We start from the raw sequence: 18,171 nt of genomic DNA, 5'->3' as shown, positions 1-18,171 counted from the left end.
GCTTGGCGTTGTCGACGCCGAGCCGGGTCACGTAGCGCTTGATGCCGCTTTTGTAGTAATGCAGCCCCAGCCGTGCCGCCGGCATGAACATCTCGCAGCTGTCAACGCCGATGCGGAAATCGCATGCCAGCGCCAGGTCGGTCGAGCCGCCATAAACGCCGCCATTGAGCCGGCAGATGGTCGGCAGCGCCAGGTCTTCGAGCCGGTTCGCGACCACCTCGAACGCCGATCCGGCGCTCGGCCCGCTGGCCTCGCTGCCGGCCCGCTCGGCCATCGCGCCGAGATCGAAGCCGGCGCTGAAGGCGCGGCCGGTGCCGGTCAGCACCAGCACGCGCACCGCCGGGTTGGCTTCGACCTGGTCGAACTGCGTCATCAACGTATCGAGGTCGCTCTGCTGCAACCGGTTCATGAGTTTCGGCCGGTTTAGCCGGATGGTGGCGCGGTGGCCTTCGATGGCGAGGATGGGGGCGGAGGCGGTATCCGCGGTGGCAAGGTCCGTCGTTTCCGACATGTTATTCTCCTTCTTGGGTGCCGGACCGTGCCCGCGCCACGGCGGGGCGTCAATGCACCCACTGTCATGTGACTTCCGCATGGCGCAAAGCGGACTATTTTAGGGGATGGGCTATACAAGTGGTGTGACGACTATTGCGCCATAGGCCACCTTTACGATCTTGACGCCTCTCTGGAAACCGGTTGGCTCCGATGGACATGACCTATCTGCAACACGCCGGCAGTGCGTTTGCATCGATCTTCGTGGTTGCAACCTGCACCATGCGGACGATGATCCCGCTGCGGGTGTTCGGCATCCTCACCAATGTCATCCTCATTGCGATCTCGATTCCCACCCATAATTATCCGACCATGGTGCTGCATGCGGTACTGCTGCCGCTCAACGCCTATCGCCTGCACCAGATGTTGCAACTGGTGCGAGACGTCAAGAAATCGGTGAATTCCGACCTGTCGATGGATTGGCTGAAGCCGTTCATGACCGAGCGCCGTTGCGAGGCCGGCGAGGCGCTGTTCTACAAGGACGAGAAGGCCGAGGACATGTTCTACATCGTCAGTGGGCGCTATCGCTTGGTGGAGTCGGGTATCGAGCTGCCGGTCGGCGCCATTGTCGGCGAGCTCGGCATGTTGTCGCCATCCAACGAGCGAACCCAGACGCTGGAATGTGTCGAGGCCGGCACCGTGCTCAGCGTCAGCTACAGCCAGGTCGAGGAGCTCTACGTGCAAAACCCGGAATTCGGCTTCTTTTTTTTACGCCTCGCCTCGGCGCGGCTGTTCGAGAATATCGATAGGCTGGAAACCCGGCTGGCAAAGCATGATGCATCGGCCGTCCCTCAGCCCGCCTGACCGTCAGGATATTACGTGGCCGGATTCATCACCGTCATTCGCAATACCGTCGCCGAGCTGGCGGGGCGGAGCGAGCCTGCGCGGGCCGGTCTGCCAGCGGGCCTGCCGGACGCGGTTCGGTGCGTGGCGCTGGACAGCGTCATGATGCTGACCGGTTATCAGAGCCCCGGCTATGCGCAGCTTTATTGTGATCGGCTGCGCCGCTTCGTCGGTCGTCGCGGTGTCGATCACGACATGTTTTGCGAGATCGCCCGGCTGCTGGCGATCCGGATGAGCTATCATGACGCGATCCGCATCGCGCAGCTCAAGCTGCAGGAGATGGTGCCCGGAGGGCGCCCCGCGGCGGTCGATATCCGGCGCTTCCGGCTCGACGAACTGGTGTCAGCCTTGCCGGAAATCGCGGGCGAGCCACTGATGTGGGCGCTGGAATGGATCGGCTGCGCGCACCGTACGGTGCCGATCCGCTTCAGCACAGCGAGCTGGCTGGGCGTGCGCCGCCTGCAGGTCGAAGCATCGCTGCGGCGCTGGCGGCTGTTGTCGGTGCGCTATGCCACCGAGCGCGCCTGGGTGGAGCGCTGGCTGCACATGATCGATCGTGCTTTGACCAAGAGGCCCGAAGCGGCCGCCGCGATTGTGCAGACGGCGACGATGATCGAAGGCTATGGCACTGGCTACCGCCATGGCGTGGCGGCGTGGCACCAGATTATCGACGGTCTGGCGAAGCCGGTGTTCGACGGTACCTTGGTGATTGCCGATCTCGACCGTGCGATTGCGGAAGCCCGTCAGGTACCGCTGGATCCGAAGGGAGCCCGGTTACGCGACGTAATCGCCGACCTGCGGACGCGGTCCATTCCGGCGCCGCATGGCGCCGACGAAATACGCACAGGATGAAAGCGCGCGGCAGAACAATTTTAGGTTCCCGCACGTGCATTCCCGGTTTGGCAATGTCATAAATAGCGGCGTCGCACGGCTTCCCACCCGTGTGCCTCGGTCAGAAGGACGTTCGATTGTTATTTCCTGCAATGTCGTCATCGATTGCTCTGGGCGGGCTGGTCGGATGGATGCTCGCCCTCACGGTCAAGCATGTCATCGCCGATTTCCTGCTGCAGAACGCCTGGATGGCAACAGGCAAGGACCGCAAGACCGGCTGGGCGTTACCGCTGCTGGCGCATTGCGCCATCCATGGTGTGCTGACGACGCTGCTGGTCGTGGTCGTGCAGCCCAAGCTCTGGTTTATCGGACTGGTGGATTTCGCGATCCACATCACCATCGATCGCATCAAGGGAATCTGCGTTGCCCGTTTTGGCATCGCGCCGGGACATATCTGGTTCTGGTGGTTGATCGGAATCGACCAGTCGCTGCATCACCTCACCGATTTCTTCCTCGCCATTTTTCTGGTCGCCAATCGTTGAGCGAATCTTGCAAGTTCCATCGCGGATGTGTCGCGGCGCCTGTCTGATTCGCGGGGCCCGTTCAAGTACTCCATCACGACAGCAGCCCGCGTGGTTAACCTCCCGTTAGCAAATTGCATTGCATCGTCGGAATGAGGAGAACTGCCATGTGGTCCAGTCGCCAAGCTTTTGAAAACGATTTCTGTCCAGTCCAGGAAGATCTGCTCGGTGCGATGTATCGGGCCAGTGAGCATGGTCTGCCGCAGCTCGTCGAGAGCGTGTCGTCCGAGGTTCGCGCGATGCTCGCTCTGTTCTGCTACCGCCGCAGCCATCTGCATGCGCTGGCGATTTCCATCGCTGCGAGCTGCGAGGAACGCGAACTGATCCAGCTTGGCGGCCGCGTCGGCTCGACGCTGTATGCGCTGTCGCACGACAAATCGGTGTCGCGCCCGAGTGCCGCATCCTCCTATGGCAACCGCAAGGCCATCACGCTGTCGACCAAGCCGTTGTCGATCTTCACCTCGGTCGATGAAGATCTCGACGACGAACTCGACCTCGCCGCCACCAAAGTCGCTGTGATCGCCTGAGCTAGAATTCTTCTTCCCGGGCCTCCAGCACAGGCAGGCCATGCCGGCGCCGTGCCATCGCGCATTCGGGATCTCCGGGCAGGCAGGTCCGGCAAACTTCGGGCCGGACCGCATAGACGCCGCAGGCGGTTTGGGTGCCGACCTTGCCGGTCAGCGCTGAGCAGCGATCGCCATCGCAGCGCATCCCCGACAGCCGGTCATTGACGAATTTTTCCGGAATCAGATCCAGGTCCGCCTCGTCCTCGGTAGTGAAGCGCGGCCAGTTGCTGGAATACGAGCAGCAAGCGCCGCAGGGCTGGCAGGGGCCGGTTTCTTCGATAGCGGGATTGGGCATGTCCATCGCTGCTGTCTAGCGCGGCAGAGCGCCCGCCGATAGGTTTCGCTGTTTCCAGCTCAGAATTTCAACGTCGCCAGCTCCGTTTCCAGTTCCTTGATCCGGACATCACGCGATGCCAGCGCGGCAGCGACGTCGGCGGCATCGAATTTTTGCGGAATATGTTGTGGGCAGTTGGTATCCCATGCCGCGATTTTAAACAGTATCGCCTGTTCCGGCCGCGCCTTGTAACCGCTAGGCATCAGGCTTGTGAGCAGCGCCGGATAGTCCTCGACCACCCGCGCCTCGCCCCACAGCTTGACCCGCCGACGATGCGCAAAATCCATGACGAAGATGTTGGCCTTGGGATTTTCTGCCAGATTGCCCTGGGTGATGTACTGTCGGTTGCCGCTGTAGTCGGCGAAAGCCAGCGTCTGGCTGTCGAGGACGCGGACAAAGCCTTTCGGTCCGCCGCGGTGCTGGATGTAGGGTTGACCGTCGGCGCTGGCAGTGGCGAGGAACAGGCTGTCCGTGTCGGCGAGAAACGCCGCCAGATGGTCATCGACCTCGGTGCGCCAGCCGCCATTGTGCTCGACGTGGGCATAGGCGTCGCGTGACCCCTTGCGGACCTGGATCGCCTTGACCGCCGGGGTGAAGGCCACATCACTGGAATAAAGACGAGGTTCGTTCATGAGAATCTCCTCAAGCTGGCTCGCATTACCGCGATGCCTCTACCGGGAAGATGGTGCTCCTCGCAATTCCGGGCAATAATGGCGTTTGACACTTCATTGTTGCGAAATATGAAATAACGCCATGGACCGCATCGACGCCATGACCGCCTTTGTCGCGGTCGCCGACCTCCGCGGCTTTGCCCCTGCCGCGCGGAAAATGCGGCTGTCGGCCTCCGGGGTGACCCGGCTGATCGCCGCGCTGGAGCAGCGCGTCGGCGCCCGCCTGCTGCAGCGGACCACGCGCTCGGTGACGCTCACTGATGTCGGCGCGCGCTATCTGGAGCGCGCCCGCCGCATCCTCGCCGATATCGAGGATGCGGAGCGATCGACGCAAGCAGAGCGAACCTTGCCGAGTGGCCGTCTGGTGGTGTCCGCCCCGATAGGGTTTGGCCGGCTTCACGTCACGCCGCTAATGTCCGCCTATCTGCGGCTTTATCCAGAAGTGAGTGGCGAATTGCGGCTGTCGGACCGCCTGGTCAATCTGGTGGAGGATGGCGTCGATGCCGCGATCAGGATCGGCCATCTCGCCGATTCCTGTCTGGTCGCGCGCCATCTCGGCAGCATGACCCGTATCGTGGTGGCGTCGCCGGCCTATCTGGCAGCGCGCGGCACGCCAGAGGTCCCGATGGATATCGTTGCGCATGACACCATCCAGTTCGGCGCCACCGCGGCGGCGGCGGAATGGCATTTTATCCAGGCCTGCGCGGACCTCCGCGTGGCGCATGCGCCGCGTTTCATCACCAACACCGCCGATGCCGCGATCTGGCATGCCGAGCATGATGGCGGGCTGACCTGCGTGCTGACCTATCAGGCGGCGGAGTCGATCGCCGCCGGCCGGCTCCAAACGGTGCTGGCAGCGTTCCAGGAGCCGACGATGCCCATCCATATCGTCTACCCGACCTCGCGGCTGCTGTCGGCCAAGGTGCGGACCTTCATCGATCTGGCGGTGCAGACGACAGACTGGCAGTTCGGCGAACGCGAGTTCTCCGTTATTCCTGCTTCTGTGCCACGCTGAACGTCGCGCTGGCGCGCGCGCAGGTGACGCCGTCCGCCATCACCAGGCACTGCGCGAAGCACAGCGTCCGCCCGGTCTTGATCACGTCGGGCTCAATTTGCAGCCATTGCCCGATTTTCGCTGAGCCGACGAAATCGACTGTGAGGCTGGCGGTGAGTAATCTCGCACCGCCGCCTAGCACATGGCCGCAACTCAAGCCCATCGCGTTGTCGGCGAGCGAGGAAATCAGCCCGCCATGCGCCAGCCCGCGCGAATTGGTGTGTGCAAGGGCCAACCGCAATCCGATCATCACCGCCCGATCGCTGCGTTTCGAATAGATCGGCTCCCACGGTTCGGTCAGCGGACTCGGCCGGTCGTGCCGTGCAAAGCCGTCGGGGATGTCGATGGTCATGCGGACGTGCTCGCGATTGAGAAAGCTCTCTCTATATGAGCGCGATGTTGTCAGCGATGACAGAGCAACAAAGTTTAAAACTGAATTTGAAACAGGTTACGAGCGGTCGTCATTCCGGGGTCGCGCGCAGCTCGCGCTGCGTACGCCCCGGAATGACAGCTGCGATCAATACGGCAGTCCCACATAATTCTCCGCCAGCGCAGAGGTTGCAGCCTGTGAGGTTACCACATAGTCCAACTCGGCCTGCTGAATCTTGCCGCCAAAACCGTCGGTCTCCGGAAAACGGTGCATCATCGACGTCATCCACCACGAGAACCGCACGGCTTTCCAGACCCGCGCCAGTGCCCGGGCCGAGTAGCCATCGATGCCGGCGGTCGACTTCTCGTCGTAGAATTCGCGCAGCGCCGACGACAGGTAGTGCACGTCGGAGGCAGCGAGGTTGAGGCCCTTGGCGCCGGTTGGCGGCACGATATGGGCGGCATCGCCGGCCAGAAACAGCTTTCCGAACCGCATCGGCTCGGCGACAAAACTGCGCAGCGGCGCAATGCTCTTTTCGATCGATGGCCCGGTCACCAGCGTGGCTGCGGCTTCGGGATCGAGCCTCGAGCGCAACTCGTCCCAGAACCGGTCGTCGGACCAGTCCTCGACCTTTTCGTCGAGCGCGCATTGCACATAATAGCGACTGCGGCTCATCGAACGCATCGAGCACAGCGCAAAGCCGCGTTCATGGTTGGCGTAGATCAGCTCCGAGGAGACCGGCGGCGTATCCGACAGCACGCCGAGCCAGCCGAACGGATAGATCCGCTCGAAGGTCTTTACCGCGCCGGCCGGCACGCTCTGCCGGGAGATGCCGTGGAAACCGTCGCAGCCTGCGATGAAATCGCAGTAGATCTCATGGCTGACGCCGTCCTTGACGTAGCGTACCCGGGGGCTGCTGCCGTCGAAATCATGCAGGCTGACATCGTCGGCGTCGTAGACGGTGGTGAGTCCGACCCGGTCGCGGGCATCCATCAGGTCGCGTGTCACCTCGGTCTGGCCGTAGACGGTGACTATTTTGCCGCCGGACGCTTGCTTGATGTCGATGCGGTGGCGGACGCCGCCGAACAACAGCTCGATACCGCCATGGACCAGACCTTCCTGGTGCAAGCGCTCGGTGATGCCGAGTTTCTCCAGCTGTCCGACCGTGCCCTGTTCGAGCACGCCGGCGCGAATCCGCGCCAGCACATAGTCGCGGTCCTTGCGTTCGAGAATGATGTTGTCGATGCCGTAGCTGTGCAGTAACTGGCCCAGCAGCATTCCTGCCGGGCCGGCTCCGATAATGGCGACTTTTGTCCGCAACGCTCGCTCCTGCTCTTATTCTGGTAGGTCTCGGCCGTACGAGTTGACGAGTCAAGCCAGCGCGCGGCAGTCTACCGGTGAGGCTTGATTTGATAATTATATGATATAACAATATTCGCAAAGGGCCGTTCAAGGTCCAGCGAAATCAGGGGAGAACGTCGATGAGGAAAGCGCTGTTTGCGTTGCTGGGGCTGGCCGCCGGCATTGGGTCTGCGATCCATCCGGTCGCGGCGCAGGACAAGACCATCAATCTGAAAGTCTCGCTATGGGTGCCTCCGGCGCATCCCTTGGTGCCAGCGACCCAGGCCTGGGCCGCCGACATCGAGAAGGCCTCGGGCGGTACCATCAAGCTGTCGGTGTTCCCCTCCGAGCAGCTCGGCAAGGCGTTCGACCACTATGACATGGCGCGGGACGGCATCGCCGACATCACCTATGTCAATCCCGGCTATCAGCCCGGTCGCTTTCCGATAATCGCCGCCGGGCAGCTTCCCTTCGTGTTCGCCGATGGCAAGAAGGGTACGCAGGCTCTGAACGAGTGGTATCAAAAATACGCGAAGACCGAGATGAAGGACACCAAGCTGTGCTTTGCCTTCATCCACGATCCCGGCTCGCTGCACGGCAAGAAGAAAATCATGGTGCCCGCTGACCTCAGCGGCGTGAAGGTTCGTCCGGCCCAAAGCACGTTCGGCGAGATGGTGAAACTGTTCGGCGGCACCAATGTGCAAGCCTCGGCGCCGGAATCCCGCGACGCCATCGAGCGCGGCGTCGCCGACGAGATCGCATTTCCGTGGGGCTCGATCTTCCTGTTCGGCATTGACAAGGTGGTGAAGTACCATATCGATACGCCGCTCTATTCGACGGTGTTCACCTACAATATCAACCTGGCCAAATACAACGCGATGTCGGACGGCCAGAAAAAGATCATCGATGATCATTGCACACCGGAATGGGCGTCGAAGGTCACCGATCCGTGGGTCGATTTCGAAGCCAACGGCCGGGTGAAAATGAAGGCGCTGGAAGGCCATGAGGTCTACAAGCTCAGCCCGGAACAGCTCGGCGAGTGGAAGAAGGGCATCGAGCCGCTGCGCGCCAGCTGGGCCGCCGGCGTCAAGAAGGCGGGTGGCGACGCGGAAGCGATCGATGCTGAACTGAAGGCGGCGCTGAAGAAGTTTGACGCCGGGTTGTAGTAATAAAATATAAAACGCGCGTCGTAGCTACACGCTGCCATTCCGGGGCGCGGGCGGCGTTAGCCGAACGCGAACCCGGAATCCCGAAATGTTCATCGCATCTCTGATGTTCGAGATGTTCAAAACAATTCGAGGTTCCGGGTTCGCGCCCAGCTGACGCCGTGCACGCCCCGGAACGACGATCCCTGGAAAACCGCATGACCATTCCCGAAGTCACCGCCGCCGGTGCGCTGTCCGTCCCGCCCGAGATGCCGCGCCAAAACATCATGGATCGCTTCATCGATTCCATCGAATGGATCGCCGCGTTCTTTGTCGGCATCGTCGCGCTGAACACTTTCATCGCGGTGGTGATGCGAAAATTCTTCGCGGTGACGATTCCGGACTACTACAATGTCGGCCAGTTCATGCTCGGCATCCTGATTTTCTGGGGTATCGCCGCCACCTCCTATCGCGGCTCGCACATCACCGTTGATCTGGTGTGGGCCAATGCCACGCCGAAACACCAGCGCTGGATAGACGTGTTCGCGACCCTGGTGCTGCTGTTCGTCGTCAGCGTGCAGACCTACACGTTGTTCGACAAGGTGGTCGACACCTACCACAGCAACATCGTCACCATGGACCTGCAATTGCCGATCTGGCCGTTCTTCCTGGTGTCCTGGATCGGCGACGTCTCCGCGGTGTTGCTGATCGGCTTCCGCACCTATCGGCTGATCTTTCATCCGGAGCAGATGCACGAACCCAAACTCAAGATCGCAGAGTGATCGCATGGAATTGAGCAATGAAGCGGTCGCGCTGATCGGGTTCGTCAGCCTGTTCGTGCTGATGCTGCTGCGGGTACCGGTCGGCATGGCGATGGGGCTCGTCGGCATCACCGGATTCGGCTACCTGACCGGCTTCGCACCGGCCTTGAAACTGGTCGGCCAGACCACGATGCGCACGGTGACGGATTACTCGTTCGGCGTGATCCCGATGTTCCTGCTGATGGGGGCCTTCGTCTCGGTGTCGGGCATCAGCCGCGAGTTGTTCCGCGCCGCCAACACCTTTGTCGGACACTGGAAGGGCGGGCTCGGCATCGCCACAATCGCCGCCTGCGGTGGCTTTGCCGCCATCTCCGGCTCGTCGGTGGCGACGGCTGCGACGTTTTCCGCGGTGGCCTATCCGGAGATGCGCCGCTTCAACTATCCGCAGAGTTTTGCCACCGGCGTGATCGCGGTCGGCGGCACGCTCGGCGCCATGCTGCCGCCCAGTACGGTACTGGCGGTCTACGGCATCATCACCCAGCAGGATATCGGCAAGCTATTCATCGCCGGCATCGTGCCGGGGCTGCTGGCGATCCTGATGCACATGATCACCATCTTCATCATCGGCGTGGTCAAGCCCGGCTTCCTGCCGGCCGGGCCAAAGGCGTCGTGGCACGAGCGTGCGCTGGCGATCCGCGACGTGTGGTCGCCGCTTTTGCTGTTCGTGTTCGTGATAGGCGGCCTCTATGGTGGCTTCTTCATTCCCACCGAGGCCGGCGCGGTTGGCGCTGTCGGCGCCTTCCTGATCGGCGTGCTGCGCGGCAAGCTGAGCCGCGAGGGCATCCTGCAATCGTTGCTGCAGGCGACGCGCACCGCGGCCGCGGTGTTCACGGTGCTGATCGGCGCGCTGTGCTTCGGTTATTTCCTCACCATCACGCAGACGCCGCAGCACGTCACCGAATTTCTCACCGGGCTGGGCATCGGTCCCTATGGCGTGCTGACGCTGATCCTGCTGATGTATCTGGTGCTCGGCTGCCTGATGGATGCGATGGCGATGGTGATCCTCACCGTGCCGATCGTGTTCCCGGTGGTGATGGCGCTGGGCTTTGATCCGATCTGGTTCGGCATCGTCATTGTCATGACGGTCGAGCTTGGCCTGATCCATCCGCCGGTCGGCATGAACGTGTTCGTCATCAAGAGCGTGATCAAGGACGTCAGCATGTCGACCATCTTCAAGGGCGTGCTGCCCTTCGTGGTCACCGATCTGATCCGACTGGTGCTGCTGGTGCTGTTCCCGATGATCGCCACCTGGCTGCCGATGCGGATGATCGGATAATGCGATGACCCCCCAGCTCGAAACAAAATACGTCTTCACGCTGAAGATCAGGATCGGCGCGCCGATCGTCGCCGGTGATTTCGGCCATGGTCTGCGCCGCATCATACCGATCCTTGGCGGTGAGGTAAGCGGGGAAGGGATATCAGGCACCATCTTTCCAACCGGCGCGGACTTCCAGACCATCCGGCCGGACGGCTTTACCGAGTTGGAGGCCAAATACGCATTTCAGCTGGATGATGGCGCGGTGATCTATATCGACAATATCGGCATCCGCTTTGGGCCGAAGCAGGCGCTGGACTGTATCGCGCGCGGCGAGGCCGTCGATCCCGCGCTGATCTACTTTCGCTCGGTGCCGAGATTCGAGACTGGCGCCGAAAACTATCGCTGGCTGATGCAGCACCTTTTTGTCGGCGTTGGCGCGCGGTATCCTGATCGTGTCGAACTCGCGGTGCATCAGGTCCTTTAATCCCTCCCCACGCGAAGACGCGGGGGAGGGGAAAACCTACTCCGCCGGCACGTATTTGCCGCCCTTCACCGTCAGAAGTATCCGCGAGCGATCATCGACGCCGTTGCGGTCCTTGTCGGTAAAATTATAGACGCCCTGCGTCGCCGCCATTTCCTTCTCGCTCATCAAGGCCTGGCGGATTGCCTCGCGAAATTCCAGCGTGCCGGGTTTTGTGGTCTTCAGGGCCACCGGGATCACGCGCTTGAGAATCTCGAAGGCGTCATAGGCGTGGCCGGCGAACTGGTTGCGACTGCTGGCGCCGTATTTGCCTTCATAGGCGGCGTTGAGCGCAAGCCCAGGCGCCTTGGTCAGCGCGCTGTCGGCCTGGCCTTCCGGATTCATCACCGGGCCGGAGGCCATCAGGACGCCTTCGGCGGACGCCCCCGCAATGCGGATGAAGTCCATCGAGGCCGCGCCATGGGTCTGGTAGATCAGGCCCTTGTAGCCCCTGTCGCGCAGTTCCGATTGCGGCATGCCGGCGCCAGCACCTGCGGCGCCGATCAGGATCGCGTCGGGATTGGCGGCGACCAGCTTCAGCGCCTGGCCGGTGATCGAGGTGTCGGGGCGGGCGAAGCGTTCGTCATCGACGATCTTCATGCCCATCGGCCCGGTCTGCTCCTTGATGTCGTTGAACCAGAGGTCGCCGTAGGAATCCGAATAACCGATATAGCCGAGCGTCTTCACGCCCTTGGCCTTCATGTGGTCGTACATGACCCGGCCCACGATCGCGACCGGCTGCGGCATGTCGACCGACCATTTTTCGCGGGCCGGAGTGAACGGCATCGGCGCCAGGCTAAAATGCGGAACGCCGGCCTCATTGGCGACGGTGGACATCGCCACGCTCGACGGCACGATTGAGGAGCCGATCATCACATCGGCCTTGGACTCGGTGACAAAGCGCCGGGCATTGGTGGTCGCAATGGCCGGATCGCCGCCGTCGTCGAGCACAATCAGCTTCAATGGCACGCCACCGATTTCCCTCGGTACGAATTCCAGCACATTACGCTCCGGCACGCCCAGCGCCGCGGCGGGGCCGGTGGTGGAGAGGCTGAGGCCGATGGTGATCTCGGAGGTCTGCGCTCGCAGCGGCGTCGAGACAGCCAGCGACGCCGCGAGGGCGGCAGCCAGACGAAGTTTGGTCATGTCGGTTCTTTCCCGTGGATATGGTGCGCGGTATGGCCCCCGGACCATGCGCGTTCGGCAGCAAAAAGCCGGCCCTCTGGCGAGGGCCGGCTCTTGTACTTCGTCGGCGAGCGGTTGTCATTCCGGGGCGCGGGCGGCGCCAGCCGCGAGCGAGCCCGGAAGCCCGAGATGTTTTAAACAGGTCGAGGTTCCGGGTTCGCTTGGGCTTTTGCCCTCGCGCCCCGGAACGACAGTGCGTTACTGCGCCGGAACGTACTTGCCATCCTTCACGGTCAGCAAAATCCGCGCACGATCATCGAGGCCGTAGCGGTCTTTATCGGTGAAGTTGTAGACGCCCTGGCTCGCCGCCAGTTCTTTTTCGGTCAGGAGTGCTGCCCGGATGGCTTCACGAAACTCCGGCGTGCCGGGCTTGGCCGTCTTCAGGGCCACCGGGATGACACGCTTCAGGATCTCGAAGGCGTCGAAGGAGTGGCCGGCAAACTGGCTACGGCTGCTGGGGCCATATTTGGCCTCATAGGCCGCGTTCAGGGCCAGCCCGGGCTTCTTGGTCAACGCGCTGTCGGGCTGGCCTTCCGGGTTCATCACCGGACCAGACGCCATCAAGACGCCTTCCGCGGAAGCCCCGGCGATGCGGATGAAGTCCATCGAGGCGGCGCCATGGGTCTGGTAGATCGGGCCCTTGTAGCCGCGTTCACGCAAGGCGCTCTGCGGCAACGCGGCCGCGGTGCCGGAGGCGCCGACCAAGATGGCATCGGGATTGGCGGCCACCAGCTTCAGCACCTGGCCGGCGACCGACGTGTCCGGCCGGGCAAAGCGCTCCTCGGCGACGATGCTCATGCCCATCGGGGCGGTCTGCGTCTTCAGGTCGTTGAACCAGAGGTCGCCATAGGAATCCGAATAGCCGATATAGCCGATCGTCTTCACGCCCTTGGCCTTCATGTGGTCGTACATCACCTTGCCCACAATCGGTACCGGCTGCGGCATCGCCACTGACCACTTCATGCGCTCCGGCGAGATCGGGAATGGCGCCAGGCCGAAATGCGGAATGCCGGCTTCGTTGGCAACGGTGGAGACGGCCACGGTCGGCGGCGTGGTCGATGAGCCCATGATGATATCGGCCTTGGATTCCGTCACAAAGCGACGGGCGTTGGTGGTCGCATTGGTCGGATCGCCGCCATCATCGAGCACGATCAGCTTCAAGGGCACGCCGCCGATCTCCTTTGGTACGAATTCAAGCGCATTGCGCTCGGGAATGCCCAGCGCCGCGGCAGGGCCGGTGGTGGAGACGGTGATGCCGATGGTGATGTCGGAGGTCTGCGCGGCGAGCGGCGATGCGAGCAGCGACGCCGCGACGGCGGCCATGGCCAGGCTGAGCTTGTGCATTGGTTTCTCCCTTTGGGTTGGCTTTTTATGGGTCGTATCAAGCAAATTTCAGCGCCGAAATCAGCCCCTTCTTTAGGTCAGGACGGGGCTCCTGTCATTCCCGGGCGCGAGGGCAACGCCCGAGCGAACATCAGCCAATCCAATGGGGGTGGCGGGGAATCCCGAGATGTTCAAAATAGCTTAAGATTCCGGGTTCACGTTCGGCTGACGCCGCCCGCGCCCCGGAACGACAGACTAGATCGCGATCACACTTATCGCCGCCGCCCCGGCATAGATCGCCTCGATCAGCGCCGCGCGATGTTCCCGCACGGCGCGCTGGTTGACCGAGCCCTTGTCGGTAACCTCGCCGCGATCGATCGACAGCGGCGTGTCGAGCAGCACCGCGCGGGTGATCCGGGTCGAGGAACCGGTGGCACCGGCCATGAATCTGGCCAACCGTTCGCGAAAGGCATGGCGAACCAACGGGTCATGCGCCGCGGCGGCCAAGTCGCCGGTTTCAAGCGCCGGGTTGATGACGCGGCAGCCGTCAAGATCGAGGATCACCAGTGCCGAGAGTTCGTCGCGGTCGATTCCCGCGATCACCACGTCGCGCACCAGTGGCGCGCAGGTGCCGACAAAGCGCGCGCGCAGCGGCCCGACGCTGACCCAGGTGCCGCTGCTGAGCTTGAAATCCTCGGAGATGCGGCCGTCGAAATCGAACCCGGCGGAGAGATCGTCGGGATCGACCGGCCTCAGCGCGTCGCCGAAAATGTAGTAGCCCTCGTCGTCGAATGCCTTGGCGGTCAGCTCCGGCTGGCGCCAGTAGCCCGGCGTGATGTTGGGGCCTTTGGCGCGCACTTCAAGCTTCCCATTGTTCGGTACCAGCTTGGCGTCGTTGCCGGGAACGGGCAGGCCGACATGGCCGGAGCGGCTGGTGGTCGGGGTCACGCACATGAAGAATGGCGAGGTCTCGGTGGCGCCGAGCCCCGTCAGCATCGGGACCCGGGCACCGGTGGCCTGCACCGAGAGTTCGTCGAGGCTGTCCCAGACATAGGGCGACAGGCTCGCGCCGCTGAAGAACATCGCATGCAGCCGTGAAAAGAATTTTTGGCGTAGGGCCGCGTCCTCGCGCAGAAAAGGCAGCAGCGATTCATAACCCTTGGGGACGTTGAAATACACCGTCGGCGAGATCTCGCGTAGATTGCGGATCGTCGCCTCGATTCCCGCCGGTGTCGGCTTGCCGTCGTCGAGATACATCGAGCCGCCATTGAGCAACGTCAAGCCGATATTGTGGTTGCCGCCAAAAGTGTGATTCCACGGCAGCCAGTCGATGATGACCGGCGGCTCGTCCTTCAGGAACGCCAGCGTATCGCGCAGCATGACCTGGTTGGCGCACAGCATGCGCTGGGTATTGATCACTGCCTTCGGATGGCCGGTCGAGCCGGAAGTCAGCAGGAATTTCGCGATACTGTCCGGCCCGATCGCCTCGTGCGCAGCGTCGATACCGGCGGCCTCCGGCGTCGCCAGTAACGCCGACAGCAGCGTCAAGCCGCGGTCCGGCAACGCACCGCGCGCGACAACGATCTCGGTGTTGGCCGGAACGTTGAAATGGATCGCGTCGGCAAAGGCGTCGGCGTCATCGACGAACACCAGGCCCGGCGTCAGCAGCTCCATCAGATAAGAGAGCTTGCCAAAATCCTTCGAGACCAGCGAATAGGCCGGCGATACCGGGCAATAGGGAATGCCGGCATAAAGCGCGCCGAACGCGAGCAGCGCGTGATTGATCGAATTGCCGGACAGGATGACGATCGGCTTTTCCGCGGAAAGGCCGCGCGTCAGCAGCGCCGAGCCGATACGCCGCGTCGCGTCCAGCATCTGTGCGTAGGTTACTTCACGCCAGCCGCCGTCCGCCGCGCGTTCCGCCATGAAGATCCGGTCTGGCGCTTCCAAGGCCCAGCGATGCAGGCAGTCCGTGATGCGGATGGGATAGTCGCCCAGCGTCAATGCCGGGTGCAGATAGATGGTGCCGTCGTCGCGGCGGTCGACGGTAATGCCGATATCCCCGAACGAGATCGGTCGTAGCGGATGCGCCGATTCGGCGCGTTTGGTCTGATCGCCTGTTGCGGCTGTTGCAGACATTATGTTTCGACCCTGTTGTTTTTAGTTGGTAAAAGTCAGCCGGGCCGCACTTTCGTCGTCTTGCGGTCGAGGAAGGCGCGAATTCGGGTTTTGGCCTCCTGGTCGCTTTGCGCCACGCTGGCCATCAGCGCTTCCAGCATCAGTCCAGTCTGCGGGCTGGCTTCGGCGATCAGTGGCAAGGCTTGCATGACCGCGAAATTCGTCAAAGGCGCATTCTGCGCCACCCGCTCGGCGAGTTCGATCGCCTTCTCCAGAGCGCCGCCTGATTTCGTCAGATATTGCGAGAAGCCATGCACGACACCTTCGGTCGCGGTATAGACGCGGCCGGTCAGCATCATGTCGGCCATCCGCGCCACGCCAACCAACCGCGGCAGCCGCACCGAACCGCCGCCGCCGACGAAGATGCCGCGCTGGCCTTCGGGCAGCGCGTAATAGGCCGAAGGCTCGGCCACGCGGATATGCGCCGCGCAGGCCAGTTCCAGCCCGCCGCCGATCACCGCGCCCCGCAGTGCTGCGATCACCGGGACGCGGGCGTGCTGGATGCTGTCGAACACCCGGTGCCACATCCGCGAATGCATCAGTCCGGCGGTGGCATCGCGCTCGCACAGTTCGGACAAATCGAGGCCGGCGGAAAAATGGTCGCCGATACCATGGATCACCACCGCGCCGGTCTCGGCCGGCAGCGTCGCAAAGCAGCGTTCGATCTCGAGGATAATGCCGTCGTTCAGCGCATTGCGCTTCGCCGGCCGGTCCAGACCGATCATCAGCACCCGGCCTGCCGTTTCGATTTTCAAAAGCGAGAATTCCGCGGTCACTGGCGCCATGGTGCAAATACGTCCTTTTAAAAATAATTATATTATATAATCAATAAGCCCCAAGTCAATCGATCGTCCCCTTTGGGGGGCTCCTCGCTTTTCCGGGCGAGAGCAGCGTCAGCTGCGAGCGAACCTGGAATTCCGGGATGTTCGAAACACCGTCGGTTTCCAGGTTCACGCTTCGGCCGGCTGCAACGGCCGAAACGCGCCCGGAATGACGAACGTCAAATCGCGCTGGCACCTTCGTGCTGGAAGCCGAGATAGCTCGCTACCACGCGGGCATTGCCGGCGATGTCGGAGGCCGGGCCGTCGAGGATGAACTCGCCGAGCTCCATCACATAGGCACGGTCGGCTATTTTTAGCGCGGCCTGGGCGTTCTGTTCGACCAGCAAGATCGAGACGCCAGCGGCCTTCAGCTCGGCGACAATGCGAAAAATGTCGGCGACAATGATCGGCGCTAATCCCAGACTGGGCTCGTCGAGCATCAGGAGTCTCGGCGCGCCCATCAGCGCGCGACCCATCGCCAGCATCTGCTGCTCGCCGCCGCTGAGGGTGCCGGCGAGCTGCTTGCGGCGCTCCTTGAGGCGCGGAAACAGCGTGTAGACCCGCTCGAACGAGCGCGACGCGGTGGCCTTGGCGATACGGAAAGCGCCGATCTGCAAATTGTCCTCAACATTCATGGTGCCGAACAATTCGCGATGCTCCGGCACTAGGCAAAGCCCGGCAGCGACACGGTCCTCGATGTCGAGCCGCGAGACGTCGCGGCCCTCGAAATGGACGCCGCCCTTCAGCGGCAGGATGCCCATGATCGCGTTGAGCAGGGTGGTCTTGCCGGCGCCGTTGGCGCCGATGATGGTGACGATCTCGTTGGCGCCGACTGCGAGATTGACGGCGCGCACAGCCTCGACCTTGCCATAGGCGACATGGGCGTCGGTGACGGTCAGCAGGCTCATGCCGTGGTTCATGCGGCAGCTCCAAGATAGGCCTTGATCACGTCGGGATTGATCTTGATCTGCGCCGGCGTGCCTTCGGCGATCCTTGTGCCGAAATCCAGCACCACAATGCGGTCGGCGAGGTCCATCACAAAGCCCATGTCGTGTTCGACCAGCAGCACGGACATGCCACCGTCGCGCAATTGCCGCAGCAGCGCGGCGAGCTGCTGCTTCTCCAGGTGGCGTAGCCCCGCGGCGGGCTCATCGAGCAGCAGTAGCATCGGGTCGACGCATAGCGCGCGCGCAATCTCGACGATGCGCTGCTGGCCGAGCGACAGCGAGCCCGCAAGCTGATCGATCTGGTCGCCAAGCCCGACGCGCGCGATTTGCCGCGCGGCTTCGCCGAGCAGCTTTGCTTCGTCTGCACGGTCGAGCCGCAGCATGCTGCTGATGGCGCCGGCGCGGCCGCGCAGATGGGCGCCGAGCGCGACGTTTTCAAGCACTGTCATGTCCGGCACCAGCTTGACGTGCTGGAAGGTGCGGGCGATGCCGAGCCTGACGATGTCCTGCGGCGGTGCGTTGTCGATACTCTGGCCACACACGGAGATCTGGCCACCACTGGCCCGCAGCACGCCGGTGATCAGGTTGAAGGTGGTGCTCTTGCCGGCGCCGTTGGGACCGATCAGCGCGACGATCTCGCGGGCCTGCACGTCGAACGAAACGTCGTTGACGGCGATCACGCCACCGAATTGTTTTCGCGCGTTCTCGACCTGCAGCAGTGCGCCGGTGTCGGTATGGACCTGCAGGCGCGGCGGCAACTCCGCCGAGACGTCCGGCCGCATCGGGCTGCGCGCAAATGGTAGCAGCGAGGTCAGCCACGGCCACATCCCAGT

20 protein-coding genes are annotated in these 18,171 nt (G+C 62.8%); 9 read left to right on the top strand and 11 right to left on the bottom strand.

Annotated elements, in window-relative coordinates; all coding sequences use genetic code 11:
* A partial coding sequence (locus tag Q0S16_RS25830) for an enoyl-CoA hydratase/isomerase family protein (RefSeq protein WP_295855251.1) occupies nt 1-511 on the bottom strand: 511 nt, incomplete at its 3' end.
* Between the two features lie 191 nt (nt 512-702).
* On the opposite strand from Q0S16_RS25830, the gene Q0S16_RS25825 reads away from it, so the two are divergent.
* From Q0S16_RS25825 to Q0S16_RS25810, 4 genes are all read left to right on the top strand, one after another.
* On the top strand, nt 703-1,353 hold the full coding sequence (locus Q0S16_RS25825) for a cyclic nucleotide-binding domain-containing protein (RefSeq protein ID WP_295855258.1): 651 nt from the start codon (nt 703-705) through the stop codon (nt 1,351-1,353).
* A 15-nt stretch (nt 1,354-1,368) separates the two neighbouring features.
* Complete coding sequence (locus Q0S16_RS25820; RefSeq protein WP_295855249.1) at nt 1,369-2,244, top strand: DUF6537 domain-containing protein; 876 nt, start codon at nt 1,369-1,371, stop codon at nt 2,242-2,244.
* A 116-nt stretch (nt 2,245-2,360) separates the two neighbouring features.
* Complete coding sequence (locus Q0S16_RS25815; RefSeq protein ID WP_295855248.1) at nt 2,361-2,765, top strand: DUF3307 domain-containing protein; 405 nt, start codon at nt 2,361-2,363, stop codon at nt 2,763-2,765.
* A 146-nt stretch (nt 2,766-2,911) separates the two neighbouring features.
* Nucleotides 2,912-3,331 (top strand): hypothetical protein, encoded by a 420-nt coding sequence (locus tag Q0S16_RS25810; RefSeq protein WP_295855246.1) that lies wholly within the window; start codon nt 2,912-2,914, stop codon nt 3,329-3,331.
* Nucleotide 3,332: 1 nt separating this feature from the next.
* Here the strand turns inward: Q0S16_RS25810 and Q0S16_RS25805 are convergent, their stop codons facing one another.
* Together Q0S16_RS25805 and Q0S16_RS25800 are read right to left on the bottom strand one after the other, a co-directional pair.
* Nucleotides 3,333-3,665 carry a YkgJ family cysteine cluster protein gene (locus tag Q0S16_RS25805; RefSeq protein ID WP_295855244.1) on the bottom strand — a complete coding sequence of 111 codons (333 nt, stop codon included), beginning with the start codon at nt 3,663-3,665 and terminating at the stop codon, nt 3,333-3,335.
* Nucleotides 3,666-3,724: 59 nt separating this feature from the next.
* Nucleotides 3,725-4,336, bottom strand: a complete 612-nt coding sequence (locus Q0S16_RS25800) for a pyridoxamine 5'-phosphate oxidase family protein (RefSeq protein WP_295855243.1) — start codon at nt 4,334-4,336, stop codon at nt 3,725-3,727.
* Nucleotides 4,337-4,457: 121 nt separating this feature from the next.
* Here Q0S16_RS25800 and Q0S16_RS25795 point away from each other — a divergent pair, with 121 nt between their 5' ends.
* Nucleotides 4,458-5,390, top strand: coding sequence for a LysR family transcriptional regulator (locus tag Q0S16_RS25795; protein WP_295855241.1), 933 nt, complete (start codon nt 4,458-4,460; stop codon nt 5,388-5,390).
* On the opposite strand, the gene Q0S16_RS25790 is transcribed toward Q0S16_RS25795, so the two are convergent.
* Both Q0S16_RS25790 and pobA read right to left on the bottom strand, forming a co-directional pair.
* Nucleotides 5,365-5,781, bottom strand: a complete 417-nt coding sequence (locus Q0S16_RS25790; protein ID WP_295855237.1) for a PaaI family thioesterase — start codon at nt 5,779-5,781, stop codon at nt 5,365-5,367. The two genes, Q0S16_RS25795 and Q0S16_RS25790, sit on opposite strands and share 26 nt — an antisense overlap.
* Before the next feature lie 165 nt (nt 5,782-5,946).
* Nucleotides 5,947-7,119 (bottom strand): 4-hydroxybenzoate 3-monooxygenase, encoded by a 1,173-nt coding sequence (pobA, locus tag Q0S16_RS25785; RefSeq protein ID WP_295855236.1) that lies wholly within the window; start codon nt 7,117-7,119, stop codon nt 5,947-5,949.
* Between the two features lie 161 nt (nt 7,120-7,280).
* On the opposite strand from pobA, the gene Q0S16_RS25780 reads away from it, so the two are divergent.
* The 4 genes from Q0S16_RS25780 (at nt 7,281) to Q0S16_RS25765 (ending at nt 10,848) form a co-directional block, all read left to right on the top strand.
* Nucleotides 7,281-8,306, top strand: a complete 1,026-nt coding sequence (locus Q0S16_RS25780) for a TRAP transporter substrate-binding protein (RefSeq protein WP_295855232.1) — start codon at nt 7,281-7,283, stop codon at nt 8,304-8,306.
* A gap of 197 nt (nt 8,307-8,503) precedes the next feature.
* Complete coding sequence (locus tag Q0S16_RS25775) at nt 8,504-9,067, top strand: TRAP transporter small permease (protein WP_295855230.1); 564 nt, start codon at nt 8,504-8,506, stop codon at nt 9,065-9,067.
* A 10-nt stretch (nt 9,068-9,077) separates the two neighbouring features.
* A complete protein-coding gene (locus tag Q0S16_RS25770) occupies nt 9,078-10,382 on the top strand; it encodes a TRAP transporter large permease (protein WP_295855256.1) in 1,305 nt (434 codons plus the stop codon).
* 4 nt (nt 10,383-10,386) lie between these two features.
* Entirely contained in the window at nt 10,387-10,848 is a 462-nt protein-coding gene (locus Q0S16_RS25765) for a DUF3237 domain-containing protein (protein WP_295855227.1), read from the top strand.
* Nucleotides 10,849-10,884: 36 nt separating this feature from the next.
* On the opposite strand, the gene Q0S16_RS25760 is transcribed toward Q0S16_RS25765, so the two are convergent.
* The 6 genes from Q0S16_RS25760 to Q0S16_RS25735 all read right to left on the bottom strand — a co-directional run.
* Nucleotides 10,885-12,030 carry an ABC transporter substrate-binding protein gene (locus tag Q0S16_RS25760; protein ID WP_295855225.1) on the bottom strand — a complete coding sequence of 382 codons (1,146 nt, stop codon included), beginning with the start codon at nt 12,028-12,030 and terminating at the stop codon, nt 10,885-10,887.
* A 237-nt stretch (nt 12,031-12,267) separates the two neighbouring features.
* Nucleotides 12,268-13,413, bottom strand: a complete 1,146-nt coding sequence (locus Q0S16_RS25755) for an ABC transporter substrate-binding protein (RefSeq protein WP_295855222.1) — start codon at nt 13,411-13,413, stop codon at nt 12,268-12,270.
* Nucleotides 13,414-13,647: 234 nt separating this feature from the next.
* Nucleotides 13,648-15,531 carry a feruloyl-CoA synthase gene (locus tag Q0S16_RS25750; RefSeq protein ID WP_295855219.1) on the bottom strand — a complete coding sequence of 628 codons (1,884 nt, stop codon included), beginning with the start codon at nt 15,529-15,531 and terminating at the stop codon, nt 13,648-13,650.
* A gap of 35 nt (nt 15,532-15,566) precedes the next feature.
* Nucleotides 15,567-16,355: a crotonase/enoyl-CoA hydratase family protein gene (locus Q0S16_RS25745; RefSeq protein ID WP_295855216.1), complete on the bottom strand. Its 789-nt coding sequence runs from the start codon at nt 16,353-16,355 to the stop codon at nt 15,567-15,569.
* A gap of 215 nt (nt 16,356-16,570) precedes the next feature.
* Nucleotides 16,571-17,299, bottom strand: a complete 729-nt coding sequence (locus Q0S16_RS25740) for an ABC transporter ATP-binding protein (protein WP_295855254.1) — start codon at nt 17,297-17,299, stop codon at nt 16,571-16,573.
* 8 nt (nt 17,300-17,307) lie between these two features.
* On the bottom strand, nt 17,308-18,171 hold an 864-nt coding region (locus Q0S16_RS25735; RefSeq protein ID WP_295855213.1), incomplete at its 5' end, for an ABC transporter ATP-binding protein.

Source organism: Tardiphaga sp. (assembly GCF_025356345.1).
Taxonomy (GTDB): domain Bacteria; phylum Pseudomonadota; class Alphaproteobacteria; order Rhizobiales; family Xanthobacteraceae; genus Tardiphaga.
Note: the sequence above shows the minus strand (reverse complement) of the source record. Positions and strands in the feature narration are given on the sequence as shown.